A 17,265-nucleotide genomic window follows, 5' to 3' on the forward strand; every position below is an offset into this window, starting at 1 on the left:
CCGGACGGGGGAAGGGACAAGATTGCTGATACGGTAAAAGGTCGTCTGAAATTCAAAGCTTTGTTTCAGACGACCTTTTTTCATAATCAGACCACGCTAACCATCCCGCCGCCGTCATTCCCGCGCAGGCGGGAATCCATTGATGAGATTAGGTTTTTTTGGATTGTTCTAAAGATTTCTGTTGCCGAAAAGTAGATTCCCGCCTACACGGGAATGACGGTAGCGGGGCAGAAATCTATGTTACGACGTGTAACCTGCCCCCTCTCCCGTCCGGTGGGAGAGGGTGGCTCTACGGGCTGCATGAATTTGATTTTCCCTCAAGCCGCAAAGCCACCCCCATCCTAACCTTCCCCCGCCGGACGGGGGAAGGAACAAGGTTGCTGATGTGGCAAAAGGTCGTCAGCTCAGTTTCAGACGACCTCTTCTTATGAACAAGCTACGCCAAAAACTTCTCCGCCATTCTTCCCCGTCGTACTGAAAAAGAACAAGATTGCCGCTACAACGAAAGGTCGTCTGAAACCAAAATCCTGTTTTCAGACGACCTCTCTTCATTCCTTCCGCAAAGTCTTTAACACTCAAACGGCGCAATCTCAAAAGGACAATTTACCGCAAGCCGTTTGCGTCCAGCCATTTCTCCAAGTCTTCGGCGCTGATTTTGCCGCCGTTTTCTTCCAAATCAAGTTTGTTGACTTGTTTGCCTTTGCTGTATTTCGCTAAGACAGGCGTGCCGCCGAGTTTGTATTGTTGGCGGAACGCGGTCCATGCTTCTTTGTCTTGGTGTAGGCGGTGGACGTTGACGAAGTAGATTTTGCCGTTCAGGTTGCGGCTTGCGATGTAGCGTTTGAACATGGGTTCGAAGGCGTTGCAGTCGCCGCAGCTCGGGCGGCCGATGTAGGCGTAAACGGTGTCTCCGTTGGCGACGCGTTTTTTGAAGCTTTCGACGGTCAGGCTGTCGAGGTGGAAGTAGATGTCGGAATAGGTGTCTTCCAGCCGCTTGGTGTTTTCGGCGGAAAGGCGCACGGCGGTTTGTGCTTCGGACAGGCTGTTTTTCAGGGCTTCGGTTTCTCGGTCGGCGGCGCAGGAACACAAGAGCAGCGCGGCGGTCAGGACGGGCAGGATTTTCATGATTCGGCTCCTTGGTTGCGATAGGGAAAGTATACGCTTTTCGCGGCGGCGGGGTCGTCTGAAACGTGGGAAACGGTTTTTTTCAGACGACCTTTTGATGTATGGCAATGGGCGGGCGAAGTAGCGTTGTGTAGCGTGGGCTTTGCCCGCGATGGGTTGGGGCATCGCTTTTTCGTGGGTATAACCCGCGCTACGCCGGTGTTTATTTCTCATTAAGCCGCCCTGCCCCAGCCATCTCTTCAACAAAAGGTCGTCTGAAACCTAAGTTTTAGGTTTCAGACGACCTATTATCTTACTGCGTTGCGTTCAACTTTAAACGCTGTCAACCGATTCAAACCAAACCCAGCTTTTTCAGCAGCGCGATGCTGCCTGCGTCCACAAGCCTGAAGGTTTCGTCAAAGTCGCCGGTGTGCCACGGGTCGGGGACGTGGCGGTAGCCGCTTTCGGGGATGAGGTCGGTGAGTTTGAAGATTTTGTCAGGATGTTTGCCAAACATTTTTTCCAATTCGGCAAGGTTGTTGTCGTCCATGGCGATGATGAAGTCGAATTCATCGAAATCTTCGGAACGCACTTTGCTGCTGGTAAACCCTTGATTGTCGATGCCGTGGGCGGCGAGGGTTTTGCGCGTGCCTTGGTGCATGTTTTCACCGTCGTGCCAGCCGGATGTGCCTGCGCTGTCGGTGCGGATGCGGTGGGATACGCCTGATTCGCGGGCGCGGTGGCGCAGGACGTATTCCGCCATGGGCGAGCGGCAGATATTGCCGAGGCAGACGAAGAGTACGGAATGGTTTTTCATAGGCGGTTTAGGCGTGTTCGGAGAAAAATGGGTTGTGTCCGTCCAGGGACAGGGATTGCGCGTAGGTCGGCAGGTCGGCATTTTCCGGCAAAACGTCGTGCAGGATGCGGATATGCTCGACGCGGCATTCCGCCATCAGGTCGAGGAAATTGTGTTGGATGACGGCGATGTTGTCGGAAGACGAAAGGTTCCACACGAACACTTGCGGGACGACTTCAAACGCGCTGTCGGTCGCATTGAAACCGAACAGAATCTGCCCGCCCGCCCTTGCGGCGATGACGACGCCGACGCGCGGACTCTGCATACGGATGGCACGGATGGCGTTGGTGGCGAACACGTCCATCGCCATGCGCTGACGGGTGTGGCTGCCGTCGGTCAGGGCTTGGAGCGGGGTATTCGGAGACAGCGGATTGGTGAAGAGGGTAACGCCGTCGGCGGCAAGGCTTTCCTGCCAAACCTGCATCAGCGGAAGACCTGCCTGTTGCAGGTTGACGCCCAATGCGGTTTGCAGGTTTTTGTCGCCGTAGCCCAAAGCGTACACGACATGGACGGATTGCCCTTCGGGGCAGATAAGCGGTTTGTCTTCAAAGGTTTGCAGAAACGCGGCGGCGGATTCGCTGTTTTGTTTCGCGTTCCACCATTGTTCGGGCGTGATGCCGCTTAAGTCATCTGAATGGGCGAGGAAGGGCAGCCATTGGGTGTTTTGCGTTAAGGCGCGCAAGTGCGGATAGTTGGACAGACAGGCGGTCAGTGCTTCGGTAGGCAGCGCCAGGGACAGCGTGCGCTCCTGTTTGCAGCCGGCGACGATGACGACGGGCAGGGCAAACCATTGGGCTTCGTCGCCGTTTTCTGCGGACAACACTTGGTTGATGCTCTGCATCAGCGCGTTGTAGGTCTCCGCATCGGGCGCCATCGTCATGGCGACGGACAGGTTGACATAGTAGTTTTGTTGGAGCTGGCTGCGGATTTCGGCTTGCAACTGTCCCACAGCAATCTTGCGGGTTGCAGCGGTTGTGCCGTGTGCGAGCAGGGAGGCGTTTACCAGTAAATGGTTTTTAACCGGAGTTTGCGGGTAAGGACGTGTGTCGTGGAGGATGAAGGTGTTCATATGGATATAAATCGGTGGTTGTCCGGACAGCTCGGATTATAACAATATCGGGATACGGATTGGGAAAAGGTCGTCTGAAAACGAAAAAAGGCGGGAAATACGCCCGCCTGCCTTCAATCAAAAATCATATGTCCCAATTTGTTCGCTTTGGTATGCAGATAACGTTCGTTTTCAACATTCTCGCCGACATGGAGCGGAATGCGTTCGATGACGTTGATACCGGCATCTTTCAACGTCTGAATTTTTTCGGGATTGTTGGTCAACAATTTGACTGCGCGGATATTCAGATGGTTGTAGATTTGTTTGGCAAGCGTAAAGTCGCGCGCATCAACGGGCAGCCCGAGTGCGAGGTTGGCTTCGACCGTATCCATTCCCTCGTCTTGAAGCTTATAGGCACGGATTTTGTTGATTAAACCGATACCGCGCCCTTCTTGACGTAAATAAACGATGACACCGCGCCCTTCCTGTTGAACCGCCTTCATCGCCGCTTCAAGCTGAGGACCACAGTCGCATTTTTTGGAAAACAGCGCATCGCCGGTCAAACATTCGGAATGGATGCGGGTCAGAACGGGGAGGTCGTCTGAAAAGTCGCCCATCGTCAAAGCGATGTGTTCTTGTCCGTTCGGCTCTTCAAAACCGTGCATAGTGAAGTCGCCCCATTCGGTCGGCAGACGGCAGGAGGCGACGAATTTCAAGGTATTATTCATGTTCTTCTTCCTTGTCTTCGATGCCTGCCAATGCTTTCAGCGGTTCGGCAAGTGCCAAAGCCAGCGCCGACCAATCTGTTTGGGCTGCTTCATCGGCTTGATCTTTATCGGCAAATTCAACGTGAACCACGCCTAAAACCGTACCGTTTTGAGTAGCCACAGGGATGGACAACTGGCTTCCGCTACCCTCGTTCCGGCTGCCTTGGATTTCATCAAGCGAAAGCCAATAGGCAATATCGTTGGCAATATTCATCCAGCCGCTCTGCGCCGTACGGCAGGCAAGGTAAACCGTACCGTTTTCTTCATGCACCGCCAACAGGTTCTCCAAAGGCTCGCCTTGTGTCGCGATACGAACTAGCCTTGCATGCGGTTCGCCCGGAATGTGGATGTAAACCGCCGCGCTTTTGACGGCTGTTGCACGGCTGAATACCGAATCCAAAGCCATGAAAACCTGTTTGAGCAAAACTTCATTTTCCGGTGTTTCTTCAATATAGTCTGCCAGCTTCCAGTCGTCTTCTTCACGCCACAAAACCGAGCGGTCAATCGAAGCATTGCCCATATCCATCACCGTCTTCGCGGTCAGATAAGCAATACGGAGGTCGTCTGAAGACAGCTTCAAACCCTGTGTCTGTAAAAAATCCTGAATCAGTAAAACAGGCATGATGTTCCTCTTTGATATTAGTGTTTCCGGCAGATAACCGACCTGCCATTATATCGGTCGGAATAAAGCAATTTCAAGCCGAAGATTGTTTGCAGAGCAGGATACTTTGTGTATAATTCCGAATTTCATCACGCGGACGTGGCGAAATTGGTAGACGCACCAGATTTAGGTTCTGGCGCCGAGAGGTGTGAGAGTTCGAGTCTCTCCGTCCGCACCACCTAACCCCTTTCAGGGGTTATTTTTTTGTCTAATCAAATCTAACGCAGTAATCAAGATTCAATACTGGTAAGGCTTTCAGGCTAATAACCCCCTTGCCAAGTGTCTAAATACCCCCAATGCCGTATAATTGAATAAAGCAAAATATGGGGGTATGATTTGGGGAATCTGACAACACTCATAAAAAACATACCCCCAATGCCCCTAAACGACCGCCAAATCAAAGCCGCCAAGCCGTCTGATACTGGAAAGAAAGCCAAGTTATTTGACGGGGGCGGCCTGTATCTTGAAGTTACCCCAGCGGGCGGAAAAGTATTCCGCCTGAAATACCGTATAGACGGCAAAGAGAAAACTCTTACTATCGGGAAATATCCGACCGTTTCACTGGTAGAAGCCCGCCAAGCCGCCGAAAACGCCCGCCGCATGATTGCACAAGAGCAAGACCCATCAGCTATGAAGCAACAGGCCAAACAGGAGCGCAAGACGGCCTTACTGAACACCTTTGCCAACGTTACCAAAGCATGGCATGAGAAAACCACCAAGCGCAAAAGCTGGAAGCCTAATCATGCCGCCCGTGTTTTGCGGTACTTTGAAACAGATGTTTTCCCTATTATTGGGGAAACGCCTATAAACAAAATCGGGAAAAAAGAGATAAAGGCCGTATTGGATAAAGTAACAGAGCGGGGCGTATCGGAAACCGCCGAAAAAATCAGGCAATGGATAGGCGCGGTGTTTACCTATGCCGGTTATGAAGAATTGACCGACCGAAACCCTGCCGCGTTACTGAAAGGCTATATAGAGCCAACAGAAAGCAAAAGAATGCCCGCCCTACCCCGTGAAGAATTGCCGGAGTTTTACCGCCGCCTGATACTGGCAGATTGTGAGCAACAAAACAGAATTTGCGTAATGTTGATTATGCTTTGCTTTGCCCGAAACAAAGAGATACGCGGCGGCCAATGGCAGGAAATCGACTTTAAGCGCAAAACATGGACGATTCCCGCTAATCGTATGAAACGGCCACGAGATCACACAATCCCCTTGTCTGATTGGGCGATTGAGCTATTAAACGAACTACACGCTATAACCGGCGAAACACCCTTTCTATTTCCAAGCCCTAAATCCGAAACTGGTTACATCAGCGAAAATACAGCGGGCAAAATCATCAACGGCATGGGTTATTACGGGATAGCCACCCCGCATGGTTTTCGCTCGCTTGCAAGCAGCGTTTTAAATGAACAAGGCTTCAATCCTGACGCGATAGAGCGACAACTTGCCCACATTGAAAACAACAAAATCCGCGCCGCCTATAACCGCGCCGATTATCTGAATGAGCGCAAAGAGTTTATGCAATGGTATAGCGGCTTTTTGCGGGAACGGTATAACCAAGCATTGCAACTGATCCGAGATGGCAAGACTGGTTAGAGGTCGTCTGAAAATATCTGCTTCGAGTTTCGGAGTTATTTTTGCAATACTAATTTAAGAAAGTAAAAGATGAAAAAGCCTAATTATTGCCCTGATTGGTTTGATATTAGCTTGTATGATGGGTTGTCTGATTTTTCCCGAGATGAATTAGCAATGGCATTATGGTTAAGAAAAATAAATCATAATCGCATAAAAAAAGAGATAAGTGCCAGCAGCCATCTTACAGAGCAAGAAAAAGAAACTGCAAAGGCAGACGCTTTAAACTGGCTGAAATGTTGCGCTATTGAGTGGGTTGCACAGCCTATTGAATACAAAAATAGAGGTAATAAAACAAATTACAATCCACTAGAGATTGAAACAGATGTTCTTGCTGATGTTACATGGACAGATATAGCTAGGATTTACACTGAATCATATGTAACAATCCCTGAAGTAAGGCAATTCGTGCAAGAAACGCGCCAAACGCTGGAATTATGTATTAAAAATCTTGAAACTGGAGCAAATATACATACAGACTGGCTTTCCCTCGATAATATTCTGCCGGAGGATATGCCGCAACAAGATATACAGGCGATAAATAATCTGTTTCGTGCGCCTGTTTCCCCAACTTTAAGTTACAGCCCTATGGTTTTTATTGACTTATCAATGAGTGATGAAGTACTTGAGATGGCATTTAAGCAGAAGCTGAAAGAACTTAGACAACAAGAAGAGCGAGGAAGGACGCGCCGTTTTTCAGATGCTGAAATCAGAAAAATGATAGATTATCGCATTTTTGCTTTTATGGATTTATACGTTTACAGCCTTATCGTAGAACGCAAATTTACTGATGTTGAAATGGCGGCAATGATTTACCCGCCAAGCGATAATTCACCGCTTGATTTTGATGCGGTAGATAGGATTGCAAGAACTGTGAGACCTAAAGCAATGGAGCTTTTAGAAAAAACAAATGCCCGCCTTTTACTGTAATAACCCGATTTAATTTATACCCACATGAAAAAATAAAAATTCATGTGGGCATTTTTTTATCTGAAAATTTGCACACATGAAATGTTTTTATTTTATAACACCATGAAAATAAAAATATTTGTGCATTTTATATCTATGTAGAGCCGGTTATATTTGTACCTGTCATATAACCCCGACTAAGAAAGGCAAAGCATATGAATACCGTATTAAGAGTAAACGATACCGCCCGCGTTATGGGTGTTTCACGGGCGACTATTTGGAATTGGGCAAACCCTAAGAGCCGCCATCACCGCCCTGATTTTCCTAAGCCTATCAAACTTTCCGAAAATATTACCGGTTGGCTTTCCAGTGAGATTGAAGAGTATCTCGGCAAACTGGCAGCCAAACGCGAAGAGTAGGCAAATTGATTTATCAGGCGCAAAACAAATGCCGCCTGAACGGACATTCAGACGGCGGAAAGGAATCACTTGTATGAAGAACTATTCTACCAACTGCAAGGCAAAAACGCCAAGTCAAAAAGAGCGCGTTTTATCCCGATTGAAACAGGGCAGCGTTACATCATGGGAGCTTACCCAAATGGGTATATTAGGCTACAACACGCGCATCATGGAGCTTCGCAGGGCGGGGCATGACATCGTTACCGTGATGGAAGAAGTAACCAACCAATTTGGCGAAACCGTGAAACGCGGACGGTTTGTATTAATCAATTAAATCAGGAGCTTTAACTATGAATATCGAATATACAAAGACAACTTTTGAGACCCGTCAAAAGTTACTGAAAGAAGAAGAGGATAAATGCAGCGAACTGACCGCCCAAATTGAAGCGGCGGAAGCTGGCGTTACAGAAGCGCAGGCGGTGATCAATGAATTTGCAGGGCTGCGAAACAGACGCAAAGGCATATTTGCCAATTTATTGAAAATGGGCAAACCCACAAACAGCGAAGAAGCCAAAGGGCTTGATTCAGAGATTGCCGCCAAACGCGAAGAAGCAGACCGCGCCGCCGATATGCTGGAAGCGCAAAAAGAACTGCTGGAAAGCCTTTTTAATGAACGTCTCCAACATCTGAACCGCATTTCAGAGCTTCGCAATTTACTGGCCGTTTCCCGTTATGAGATGTTTATCATCGACATAGAAGAGACCCACTTGCCCGAATATTTGGAAGCCGCGCGCGCCTATACCAATGCCGCCGCGAAATTGGTGGGAATCGGTAAAGCCGCCGCGCTGACGAGAATGAAGCTACAAGAAAACGGTTTGCGGGTTGATTGCCCGTCCTATGGGCAATCCATGCCAGATAGAATCATTGATTTACGTTTGCCCGGCTTCTTCAACATGATGGCCGGCACAAGCGGAGAAGAAAACGCCATTTTCGACATCTTGGAGGATATGGAGAAAGAAAAAGAAGCGGCTTTGGACAATTTGAAATAGCAACACTCAAACAGCCGCCCAAAGGCTGAAAAACAGCTATCGGGCGGCGTTCTGAAAGGATTAAGGACATGACCCCGAAACAAGAACAGTTTGCCCGTCTGTATGTGGAAACGGGCAATGCGAGCGAAGCATATCGGCAAGCCTACAACGCCGACAACATGAAGCCTGAAACGGTAACGAATGAAGCCTATAAGCTGCTTCAAGACCCCGATATTTCCGCGATGGTGGACGGCTTAAAGGAAGAAGCGCGGCAACGACACGCGGTAACGGTGGGCGACCTGTTGCACGAATTGGAACAGGCACGGGCGGCGGCACTGGCAGCCCCTACCCCGCAAAGCAGCGCGGCGGTATCGGCAACGATGGGCAAAGCAAAAATGCTGGGCTTGCTGGTGGATAAGGCGGAAATCAAGGCAGAGGCGGAAGTCAGCACGAAACAGGAAAAATACCCCCCGCCGTTAACGGACGATGAAATGAGGCAAGTCATGGAAGATTTTTTTCACAAGCCATACAGTGAAATCACGCTTGAAGACATCATCGGAACCGTTGGAGAAAATACGGAACGCATCGGGTATGTAATAACCATGATTATCGTGGGTAAAAAATTTTAGCCGTCTGATGCAAAAATCATTTGACAAATCGAGCCTTGAGAATCAGAATTTAGGTTCTCTCTCAAATCGTATAGCCCAAATCAGCAGGGTAAACGCTGATTTTTTATCGCCAAAATTCTTTCACGGGCGTTTGTAATGTTATTAAACGTTAGCATTTCAGACGACCTATCACGAGTTATGGCGGTGTGTGGTACCGGTAACGCCCACGCCTGACTATACGCAGGAGAGAGCACCGCCCCCCTATTTCGGGCATTTCTCAAATCTCAAAACGTATAGGAGCATTTCAAATGCAATCTTCAAATTCTATCCAAATCCAAACCATTCAAAATCAAGCCCAAACGGTAACCATCCCCTTAGAGCTGGCAAACGACGCAGCAGATGCCTGCTTTTACGCAGACCGCGCCGCCGAAAACCTTGCCGCCATCCTAGACGCAGCCGAAATCCTGACCGATATGGCTATCGACCAACAAACTTTCTCTTTAACCGTCCGAAAACTCATCAAAGCCGCCAAAAACGAAGTGGAGACGCTGGCAGAGCTTCACTCTTTCAGCCTGTTTAAAACGGCAGCGGATTTGAATGACGAAATCTGCAGCCAAATCCACAGCCAAACACGCGGCGCGAAATAAACCCCAAACCCCGTAAAACCTAAACCGCCATGCCGCCTATTTCAGACGGCATAGGGCAAACTTCGCCCTAGTGTTTTCATAACTAATTGATTTTATTAAATTCATGTTTTGAACCACTGGAGGCAGAGCAAAGGATAAAACCATGAAACAGACCAATAAATCCGACCGTTTCCGCCGGTATCTTAACCGCGCCTTGCTGGTGTTTTGGGTGTTGCTTTTGGCTTTGGCAATCCGAGCCTGTAACCAGCCCGCCCATGCAGAAACAGAGCAGGCAATACAGACAACGCCGACCATATGGGAGACCGACCCGATGGCGGGGGTGGTTTTAGAACCTGTAACAGGGGAGATGGAACAATGAAACCGACCTATCAAGACATCAAAGCCGCCGCGCAATACCGCTGGCAGGAAATTCACGCCGCCATCGGCATAGACCCGCGATACCTGAAAAACAAACACCAGCCTTGCCCCGCGTGTGGAGGGAAAGACCGTTTCAGATACGACGACAAGGACGGTAACGGCACATTCATTTGCAGCCATTACCACAATGGCGCGGGCGACGGTTTCGGCTTGGTAATGCATTACCTGAATTGCGGTTTTGACGAGGCATTGTGCGCCGTAGCGGGCGTGTTGAACATGGGCGGGGCAAACCCCTTACCCATACCGCCCACACGCCCACAGACGCAACCACGCCCCGAAAAAGACCAAATCGGCAAACTTGCCGCATTGTGGAACGGGGCAGAGCCGATAACCGCCGATTCCCCCGCCGTGCAGTATTTGAAATCACGCGGCTTGGACATGGCGCAATTACCTGAAAACATCCGTTTTTTGAGAGAGGCGGATTATTGGACGACGGGGGAGGACAAGCCGCTTTTTATCGGTCGTTTCCCCTGTATGGTTTGCGCCATCCGCGATACGGGCGGCGAGCTTCAAGGCTTGCACATGACCTATTTTCAGACGACCTATGACAAGCCATACGGAGAAGACGGGCTACACGCCCCGCATTATCGAAAGCTGGCAATCAAACACCCCGAAACGGGCGAAGTCCTGCCCGCCAAAAAAATGCAGAGCCGCAAACAGGGCAGCATTTCAGGGCTGGCGGTTCACTTGTTCCCCACCCCTGAAAACGGACGGCTTGTCATCGCAGAAGGGATAGAAACCGCCCTTGCCGCCCGCGAACTGTTCCAAGCCCGCGATTGGGGCTTATCCGCCGTCTTGAGCGCAAACAGCATGGCGAAATACCGACTTTCAGACGACCTCAAGGAAATCGTGATTATTGCCGATAACGACACCCCGCGCCCCGTGGGTTTCAAAGCCGCGCATGATTTGGCAGTCCGAGCCATCAAACAGGGCATCAAGGCGCGCATATGGCAGAGCGACACACTGGGCTATGACGCATTGGACGAACTGAAAGAAAAAAGGTCGTCTGAAAACCAATCAGACAACCTGAAACACACCATCGGAGGAAAAGCAGCATGAAAAATACCGAAACAGCGAAGCAGGAAAGTACCCAAGACTACAACATCAACGACATCGAACCATACCGTCCGCGCCCCCGCTTCGATACCGACCATCGGGGCGTATGGTGGATAAACGTCAGGACAGGCAAAGACGGCGAAGCCATCGAAGCAGAGCCGCTATTGCTTTCCGACCCCATCGACATCATCGGCACGGGGCAGGACAACGACGGCGCGTATTACCGCGTTATCCGCTGGCAGGACAAAATCACACGCCAAACCAAGACCGCTGCCATCCCGCAAGCGGAAATCGGCACGGTTCAAGGCTGGCAGCGTTTGCAGAGTTACGGCTTAACCGTCATGAGCGGGCGGGCAAAAAGGGAAAGACTGGCAGATTATTTGCAGACACAGGGCAGCCGTACCGCCTTTACCATTACCGACCGCGCGGGCTGGCACGGCGACACCTACATCATGCCCAGCGGCGAAACCATCACGGCAGACGGCAAAACCCCCGCCGTCATCTACAACGGCGACACCAGCCAAGCGGCGGCATACCGACCAAACGGAGAGCTTGGCGACTGGCAGCAAAATATCGCCCGATACGCAGCGGGAAACAGCCGTCTATGCTTGGCATTGGGCGCGTCCTTTGCCGCCCCCTTGCTGTCCCTGTTGAGCGAAGAATCAGGCGGCTTCCATTTGACGGGCGATTCATCCGACGGCAAGACCACCGCCGCAAAAGCAGCCTTGAGCGTATGGGGCAGACCATCGGGCAGCCTGTTGTCTTGGAGCGGTACGAAAATAGGCTTTTCCAATACCGCCGCCGCCCGCAATGACGGCTTGCTGGTGTTGGACGAAATCGGGCAGGCAAGCCCCCATGTCATCGGCGACACCGTTTACAGCGTCATGAACGGAATCAACAAAGTACAGGGCGCAAAACAGGGCGGCAACCGCGCCTTGAGCCGCTGGAAAGTGATGATGTTCTCGACAGGCGAAAAGACCCCCGATTCCATCCTGAAACACCACAAAGGCGATTGGAACGCAGGGCAAGCCGCCCGTTTGCCCAGTATCAGAGCCGCCGCCCGATACGGCATTTACGACACCTTGCACGGCTTCGAGAGCGGCGCATTATTGAGCGAACATATCGCCCAATCCGCCGAACAATATCACGGAGCGGCGGGCAGAGCGTTCATTCGACAGCTTTCAGACGACCTGGAGCAAGCCAAACGGCAGGCAAACGAGCGCATGACCGCATTTATGGAAACCATCCCCGAACTGTCAGGACAGGCGCGAAGAGTGGCAAAACGCTTTGCCCTTGCCGCCGCCGCTTTGGAGCTTGCCGCCCCCGTTACCGGTTTAGCCACAGGCGTAGGCATGGCAGGCGTGAAACAATGCTTTGACGAATGGCTGGAAGTCAACGGAGCGGGGAAACACGAAGACCGCCGAATCATCGAGCAGGCAGCCGCATTTATGGACGTTTACGCCCTGTCCATGCGCTTTTCAGATTGGAACAGCCAAACCGTGAACCAAAATCACGCAGGCTATCGAAAACAGGAAGGGCATATAACTGAGTATTGGTTGATTCCCGTTGTATTTGAAGAAGAAATCTGCCAAAACTTCGACAAGCTGAAAGTTTGCGAAGTGTTACACGCCGAACAATGGCTGAAAAAACCAAACAACGGCAGATGGCAACACCAGCGCAAATACAACGGCGCGTCAGCACGATTCTATGTTTTGATGGGAGAAGCCCCGCCCGATATTGACGAATGACCGAGAGACAGCCCGCTATGACCGATACAGGCGGGCTTTTTTGCGCCCATTACTTCAGGCGAACCATTCCATACGCCATAAAATCAACAGCAAGCCCCTAATTTTCGAGAATTAGGGCTATTCATCCCCTGCCCAATACCAATCCATACCCAAACAGCAAAACTCGCTTACAGCGCAATTACGCCCTGTTTCCGCCACGACCGACAAAGACAGACGAGAGATAATTAATTTCAAGACCAATACGCGCGCGTAAATAAAACCCCTATGCGCGTGAGTAAATATAGTGGTTACCGTGGTTACCACAAAACTTAACATTTATAACTATATGAATATCAATATAAAAACAAAGAAAAAACGGTAACCACCTACATTAATTTAACAGGTTACTGAGTGGTTGCCAGTGGTTACCCTTTTATTTTCATGTACTTACACTCAAAATCAAATAGCGGTAACCAGCGGTAACCATGTAAATCTCTGTAAGTGGTTACCGTGAAAGCCTCGATTTATAAGGCTTTGGCAGCGCGGTAACCACGGTAACCACGGTAACCACTAATTTTTTTTATCTATATACGCTTTTTTTTGTTTGGGCGCATGACCGACAGAGCCGATACACACAAAAGCCGCCCGAAAGGCAATATCGGACGGCTGGAAGAATAGGGCAAACACCAGCCCACAAGACGGCGTGTGATTGCTGGTGTTACAATCCGACCATATTTCACAGCTTGGCAGAAATACCACAAAACGCCCCTGAAAAATTTTGACTTTGACAAAATGGGGGGCTGTTTGGGGGTACATTCTCATTTCTTGATTATTTTAATGATATAAAACAATGCATTAGTCCTTTAATTTGTGTCTCTCCGTCGAACCAACATACAAAAACGCTTAGAAATTCTAAGCGTTTTTTTTCATTTAATCCCGTCTAACGCCACCAACCAATCTCAATAAATACAAGGCTTTCAGACTGATTGCTATCCCATTGTCTTCTTCCTAATTGTATAATTCCGTCTAATTCAGCCTAATTGAAGCAACCTAAAATTTACGGTATCTTTTGCGGTATCTGAAAAATACCTCGAAAAAATACCGTAAAAATGAAGTTGAATGACCGACAAATCAAAAACGCCAAGCCCGCCGAAACAGGGAAAAAGACCAAGCTGTTTGACGGCGGCGGATTGTATCTTGAAGTTACCCCAGCAGGCGGGAAAGTTTTCCGTTTGAAATACCGTATAGACGCCAAAGAGAAAACACTGACTATCGGAAAATATCCGACCGTTTCAATGGTAAAAGCCCGCCAAGCAGCCGAAAGCGCCCGCCGTTTGCTTGTATCTCCGTCCTACTCTTATATACAAACATTTGCATCTAAATAATTTCATTCAGTATTACATTTTATTGTTCCCTGTTTTTTCGTCTTATCCCATCTACACAAATCTACCCGAATCAGCATAAAAATGTCGGTGCTTTTGTTGGTGCATGGTACAACGCCTGAAAAAGCACCAATAAAACCGCTGAGACTGCTGTTCTTTGTGGCGTGTAGAACAATCAGAAAGCACCAATGCTTAAATCCGCCGTACTTAGCCATTTGTCAGGGTTTTAAGATAAGTATTTCTTGTACATAAGGTCAATTAAATAAAGAACCGACTACATCATCTTCGATTAATTTGATTAACAAAATTAAAAATGCCGTCTGATTTTTCAGGCGGCATTTTGAAATTGCTCATTCCTACTTCGGCGTGTAACGACCCGCCATCGCTTTATACACCATGTTTTCGTATTTCAGCGTTTCGTACCGCTGGTTCAACACGTTTTGGGCGGAGCCGTATTCTGTACTCAACGCCTCCAGCCAGTATTTCAGCTCGTTTTTGCCGTGTTGGTAGCGCACTTGGTAGTAGCGGCTGTTTTTCTTGTCCAAGGCGTAACGCTGCTCTTGGTTGTTGAGCGCGGCTTGGGCGTTTTGGTAGGCGAGGTAGTTGGTGTTGACTTCGTTCAGCGCGGTGGTCAGGGTTTTTTCAAAGTCGAGTTTGGCGCTGTCGAAATTGGCTTGGGCGGTTTTGTCTTTCCATTTCATGGTCTGCCAGTTGAGGAATGGCAGGTTGATGGTGGCGGAGCCGCCCAAGAGCGGGATATTGAACGCGCTTTTGGCTTTTTCAGACGACGTGCTCAAGCTCGCGCCCAATGTAATCGAGGGATACCAACTGCGTTTTTGCGCTTCGACGGATTGGAGCGAGGATTGCAGGCGGTATTCGGCGGTGCGCAGGTCGGGGCGGTTCGCCAACACAGTAATCGGTACGTCGAGGTTCACGCCTTTGACGGACGGCAGGCGGAATTGCGCGGGGTCGGCGGCGATAGCTTCGTTCGGTTTGAGGTTGAGCAGGTTGCGTAAAACCTGTTTTTGCGTATCGAGGCTGTTTTTCAGGGAAATCAGGTTGTTTTGCGCGCTCAACAGAGATTGTTTCGCCTGCGTCGGCTGGCTGGAATCGGCTCTGCCGTAGCGGAACTTGGCTTCGGCAATGCGGTTGATTTCCTGATATTGCTTGAGGGATTTTTTGCGCCAATTCAATGGCTTCGTTGAGGTAGGCGATGTTGAAATAGGCGTCGGCGACATTGTTGATCAAAGTCAGGCGCGTGTTTGCCATATCCTGCCGCGTGGCTTGGTATTCCCACACTTGCGCGTCGGCGGTGGCACTGAGTTTGCGCCACAAATCCAATTCATAGCTCAAGCCGAGCTGGCTGCTGAAGGTGTTGCCGTGGCTGCCGGTTTTCAGGTTTTTGGATGTGGACGCGCCCAGCGAACCGCTGAACGACGGCACCAAATCCGCGCCCAAAATATTTGCCTGATACAGGGCTTTATTGACGCTGATGGCCGCCAGTTTCAAATCGATATTGTTTTCCAAAGCCTGAGCCATCAGGGCGTTGAGCTGCTGGCTTTGGTAGATTTCCCACCAGTTGCCGTTCACGTCGTAGCGTTCGGCGGTTTCCGCCGCGCTCATCACCTGCCCTGTCGATTCGAGCGTGAGGTTTTTGTCGGCGCTGTGGACGGCGCACGCGCTTAAGGCAAGGGCGAGCGACAGGGATAATGCCGTCTGAAAAAAAGGTTTTGTCTGCATATCGTATCTTTCGGTTTAAGTTTTCAGACGACCTGAAAGGTAGCGAGGTCGTCTGAACAATCTCATCGGCTGCGTTTATTTATCGGCTAAAAACGCTTTTCGCTGTTCCGTAAACTGCCACCACGGCTTCGGTTCGTTTCCCTGCATAAAATCAACCAGCGACAGAAAAATGTCGATCATGCAGGGATCGTGTCGGGTTGCGGTCAGGCTGCACAGGCGGTCGTACATTTCATAAGCGTCCTGCCCCGCCAAATCCTCCGGCTGCGTGATACCGAGCAAAGCCAAGTCCTCCGCCACGGCTTTGCCGACATTGGGCAGGTCGGCCAGCGTGTTCAGCTTGCTTCGTTGTACTTTGTCGGGGTTCATGTTTTACCCTTTGGTTTTGGGGTCGTCTGAAAACCTGAAAGCGGATGGATCAACTTGTTTTCGCGGGCGAAGCCCACGCCAATTTTGCTGCCGTCATTCCCGCGCAGGCGGGAATCCAGAAGTTTGGGCTAGCTGTTATCCCTAAGCATTTCTGAAAACTTGAGATCTGGATTCCCGCCTGCGCGGGAATGACGGCAAAGGCATTTCTTATTTGAATTTATGTCGGATACAAGTATCCGACCTACTTTTTTCAGACGACCTCTTCCGATTCAAAAAGGGCGTCTGAAATCATGAAATCCTGACCACGACGCCGCAATGCTGTTCGGCGGCGGCTTGGTAGAACGCGGCGAGTTCTTGAAACCGCTGCGCCAATTCTGCGCGGGTTTCGGCGAAGGCTTTTTCGTCGCTCCAAATATCGGGGTAGATTTGGTTGTTTTGGAAATCTGCTGCGGTTTTGCCGTCAAGCAACGCGGCGAAATCGGTTTGCTTCAGGGCTTGGGCTATTTCGGCGGTTTCGGTATCGCCAATCCAGCCGGTGTGTTCGCCTGCTTCTTCGTCCTGCCGCAGGATGTTGCCGATCATGGCTTTGCTCAACGGGTTTGCCGCGTCGGCATCGTCCGAACCTTTGCCGGTCAGGACGAAATGCAGCGCGTCCCAGAGTTTGCCTGCGCTGCATTCGGATACGGCGGCAGGCGTGCCGGCGGAGGCTTTGATTTGTTCGATGCCGCTTTGCGGATGGGCTGTGTATGTTGCGTAAACGTCCATAGGTTTCCTTGTATTGAAGGCTTGAAATGCCTGTTTCGGGAGGGGTCGTCTGAAATATAGTGGATTAACTTTAAACCAGTACGGCGTTGCCTCGCCTTAGCTCAAAGAGAACGATTCTCTAAGGTGCTGAAGCACCAAGTGAATCGGTTTC

General features: G+C 50.1%; 18 protein-coding genes, 1 tRNA gene and 1 pseudogene. 12 read left to right on the forward strand and 8 right to left on the reverse strand.

The window, feature by feature from the left end; all coding sequences use genetic code 11:
- Window positions 1–603: 603 nt before the first annotated feature.
- The 5 genes from NSCA4_RS0109080 to NSCA4_RS0109100 form a co-directional block, all read right to left on the reverse strand.
- Window positions 604–1,125, reverse strand: coding sequence for a thioredoxin family protein (locus NSCA4_RS0109080; RefSeq protein ID WP_003759382.1), 522 nt, complete (start codon window positions 1,123–1,125; stop codon window positions 604–606).
- Window positions 1,126–1,456: 331 nt separating this feature from the next.
- Complete coding sequence (locus NSCA4_RS0109085) at window positions 1,457–1,921, reverse strand: low molecular weight protein-tyrosine-phosphatase (protein WP_016687835.1); 465 nt, start codon at window positions 1,919–1,921, stop codon at window positions 1,457–1,459.
- A gap of 7 nt (window positions 1,922–1,928) precedes the next feature.
- On the reverse strand, window positions 1,929–3,029 hold the full coding sequence (locus NSCA4_RS0109090; protein ID WP_016687836.1) for a hypothetical protein: 1,101 nt from the start codon (window positions 3,027–3,029) through the stop codon (window positions 1,929–1,931).
- Window positions 3,030–3,142: 113 nt separating this feature from the next.
- Window positions 3,143–3,736, reverse strand: a complete 594-nt coding sequence (gene ribA / locus NSCA4_RS0109095; RefSeq protein ID WP_016687837.1) for a GTP cyclohydrolase II — start codon at window positions 3,734–3,736, stop codon at window positions 3,143–3,145.
- Window positions 3,729–4,397, reverse strand: coding sequence for a hypothetical protein (locus tag NSCA4_RS0109100; protein ID WP_016687838.1), 669 nt, complete (start codon window positions 4,395–4,397; stop codon window positions 3,729–3,731). The genes ribA and NSCA4_RS0109100 overlap by 8 nt, the downstream gene beginning before the upstream one ends.
- Window positions 4,398–4,529: 132 nt before the next feature.
- On the opposite strand from NSCA4_RS0109100, the gene NSCA4_RS0109105 reads away from it, so the two are divergent.
- From NSCA4_RS0109105 to NSCA4_RS13040, 12 genes are all read left to right on the forward strand, one after another.
- Window positions 4,530–4,614: transfer RNA gene (locus tag NSCA4_RS0109105), tRNA-Leu, on the forward strand.
- A gap of 197 nt (window positions 4,615–4,811) precedes the next feature.
- Entirely contained in the window at window positions 4,812–6,035 is a 1,224-nt protein-coding gene (locus NSCA4_RS0109110) for a tyrosine-type recombinase/integrase (RefSeq protein WP_016687839.1), read from the forward strand.
- Between the two features lie 69 nt (window positions 6,036–6,104).
- Window positions 6,105–7,001: a DUF6387 family protein gene (locus NSCA4_RS0109115; protein WP_016687840.1), complete on the forward strand. Its 897-nt coding sequence runs from the start codon at window positions 6,105–6,107 to the stop codon at window positions 6,999–7,001.
- Window positions 7,002–7,195: 194 nt separating this feature from the next.
- Window positions 7,196–7,399, forward strand: a complete 204-nt coding sequence (locus NSCA4_RS0109120; protein ID WP_016687841.1) for a helix-turn-helix transcriptional regulator — start codon at window positions 7,196–7,198, stop codon at window positions 7,397–7,399.
- Between the two features lie 73 nt (window positions 7,400–7,472).
- Window positions 7,473–7,712, forward strand: coding sequence for a helix-turn-helix domain-containing protein (locus NSCA4_RS0109125; protein WP_016687842.1), 240 nt, complete (start codon window positions 7,473–7,475; stop codon window positions 7,710–7,712).
- A gap of 16 nt (window positions 7,713–7,728) precedes the next feature.
- Complete coding sequence (locus NSCA4_RS0109130; protein WP_016687843.1) at window positions 7,729–8,427, forward strand: hypothetical protein; 699 nt, start codon at window positions 7,729–7,731, stop codon at window positions 8,425–8,427.
- Between the two features lie 68 nt (window positions 8,428–8,495).
- Entirely contained in the window at window positions 8,496–9,035 is a 540-nt protein-coding gene (locus NSCA4_RS0109135; RefSeq protein ID WP_016687844.1) for a terminase small subunit, read from the forward strand.
- Window positions 9,036–9,322: 287 nt separating this feature from the next.
- Window positions 9,323–9,661, forward strand: a complete 339-nt coding sequence (locus NSCA4_RS0109140) for a hypothetical protein (RefSeq protein WP_016687845.1) — start codon at window positions 9,323–9,325, stop codon at window positions 9,659–9,661.
- Window positions 9,662–9,803: 142 nt separating this feature from the next.
- Window positions 9,804–10,019, forward strand: a complete 216-nt coding sequence (locus tag NSCA4_RS0109145; RefSeq protein WP_016687846.1) for a hypothetical protein — start codon at window positions 9,804–9,806, stop codon at window positions 10,017–10,019.
- On the forward strand, window positions 10,016–11,137 hold the full coding sequence (locus NSCA4_RS0109150) for a DUF7146 domain-containing protein (protein ID WP_016687847.1): 1,122 nt from the start codon (window positions 10,016–10,018) through the stop codon (window positions 11,135–11,137). Before NSCA4_RS0109145 ends, NSCA4_RS0109150 begins: the two co-directional genes overlap by 4 nt.
- Complete coding sequence (locus NSCA4_RS0109155; protein WP_016687848.1) at window positions 11,134–12,882, forward strand: DUF927 domain-containing protein; 1,749 nt, start codon at window positions 11,134–11,136, stop codon at window positions 12,880–12,882. The genes NSCA4_RS0109150 and NSCA4_RS0109155 overlap by 4 nt, the downstream gene beginning before the upstream one ends.
- 1,088 nt (window positions 12,883–13,970) lie before the next feature.
- The gene (locus NSCA4_RS13040) at window positions 13,971–14,246 is read left to right on the forward strand and encodes an Arm DNA-binding domain-containing protein (RefSeq protein WP_016687850.1); all 276 of its coding nucleotides are present in this window, start codon (window positions 13,971–13,973) and stop codon (window positions 14,244–14,246) included.
- 353 nt (window positions 14,247–14,599) lie between these two features.
- Here the strand turns inward: NSCA4_RS13040 and NSCA4_RS13050 are convergent.
- The 3 genes and pseudogenes from NSCA4_RS13050 to NSCA4_RS0109185 all read right to left on the reverse strand — a co-directional run bounded on the left by NSCA4_RS13050 (window position 14,600) and on the right by NSCA4_RS0109185 (window position 17,114).
- Window positions 14,600–15,983, reverse strand: a pseudogene (locus NSCA4_RS13050) (TolC family protein).
- Window positions 15,984–16,058: 75 nt separating this feature from the next.
- On the reverse strand, window positions 16,059–16,349 hold the full coding sequence (locus tag NSCA4_RS0109175; RefSeq protein WP_016687853.1) for a helix-hairpin-helix domain-containing protein: 291 nt from the start codon (window positions 16,347–16,349) through the stop codon (window positions 16,059–16,061).
- Window positions 16,350–16,637: 288 nt separating this feature from the next.
- Window positions 16,638–17,114 (reverse strand): DUF1877 family protein, encoded by a 477-nt coding sequence (locus NSCA4_RS0109185; RefSeq protein ID WP_016687855.1) that lies wholly within the window; start codon window positions 17,112–17,114, stop codon window positions 16,638–16,640.
- Between the last annotated feature and the right edge of the window lie 151 nt (window positions 17,115–17,265).

The organism is Neisseria sicca 4320, from assembly GCF_000193735.1.
Taxonomy (GTDB): Bacteria; Pseudomonadota; Gammaproteobacteria; order Burkholderiales; family Neisseriaceae; genus Neisseria; species Neisseria sicca_E.

Coding starts and splice junctions, on each gene's coding strand:
- NSCA4_RS0109080 (WP_003759382.1), bottom strand. CDS start 1,125: ATGAAAATCCTGCCCGTCCTGACCGCCGCGCTGCTCTTGTGTTCCTGC.
- NSCA4_RS0109085 (WP_016687835.1), bottom strand. CDS start 1,921: ATGAAAAACCATTCCGTACTCTTCGTCTGCCTCGGCAATATCTGCCGC.
- NSCA4_RS0109090 (WP_016687836.1), bottom strand. CDS start 3,029: ATGAACACCTTCATCCTCCACGACACACGTCCTTACCCGCAAACTCCG.
- ribA (WP_016687837.1), bottom strand. CDS start 3,736: ATGAATAATACCTTGAAATTCGTCGCCTCCTGCCGTCTGCCGACCGAA.
- NSCA4_RS0109100 (WP_016687838.1), bottom strand. CDS start 4,397: ATGCCTGTTTTACTGATTCAGGATTTTTTACAGACACAGGGTTTGAAG.
- NSCA4_RS0109110 (WP_016687839.1), top strand. CDS start 4,812: ATGCCCCTAAACGACCGCCAAATCAAAGCCGCCAAGCCGTCTGATACT.
- NSCA4_RS0109115 (WP_016687840.1), top strand. CDS start 6,105: ATGAAAAAGCCTAATTATTGCCCTGATTGGTTTGATATTAGCTTGTAT.
- NSCA4_RS0109120 (WP_016687841.1), top strand. CDS start 7,196: ATGAATACCGTATTAAGAGTAAACGATACCGCCCGCGTTATGGGTGTT.
- NSCA4_RS0109125 (WP_016687842.1), top strand. CDS start 7,473: ATGAAGAACTATTCTACCAACTGCAAGGCAAAAACGCCAAGTCAAAAA.
- NSCA4_RS0109130 (WP_016687843.1), top strand. CDS start 7,729: ATGAATATCGAATATACAAAGACAACTTTTGAGACCCGTCAAAAGTTA.
- NSCA4_RS0109135 (WP_016687844.1), top strand. CDS start 8,496: ATGACCCCGAAACAAGAACAGTTTGCCCGTCTGTATGTGGAAACGGGC.
- NSCA4_RS0109140 (WP_016687845.1), top strand. CDS start 9,323: ATGCAATCTTCAAATTCTATCCAAATCCAAACCATTCAAAATCAAGCC.
- NSCA4_RS0109145 (WP_016687846.1), top strand. CDS start 9,804: ATGAAACAGACCAATAAATCCGACCGTTTCCGCCGGTATCTTAACCGC.
- NSCA4_RS0109150 (WP_016687847.1), top strand. CDS start 10,016: ATGAAACCGACCTATCAAGACATCAAAGCCGCCGCGCAATACCGCTGG.
- NSCA4_RS0109155 (WP_016687848.1), top strand. CDS start 11,134: ATGAAAAATACCGAAACAGCGAAGCAGGAAAGTACCCAAGACTACAAC.
- NSCA4_RS13040 (WP_016687850.1), top strand. CDS start 13,971: ATGAAGTTGAATGACCGACAAATCAAAAACGCCAAGCCCGCCGAAACA.
- NSCA4_RS0109175 (WP_016687853.1), bottom strand. CDS start 16,349: ATGAACCCCGACAAAGTACAACGAAGCAAGCTGAACACGCTGGCCGAC.
- NSCA4_RS0109185 (WP_016687855.1), bottom strand. CDS start 17,114: ATGGACGTTTACGCAACATACACAGCCCATCCGCAAAGCGGCATCGAA.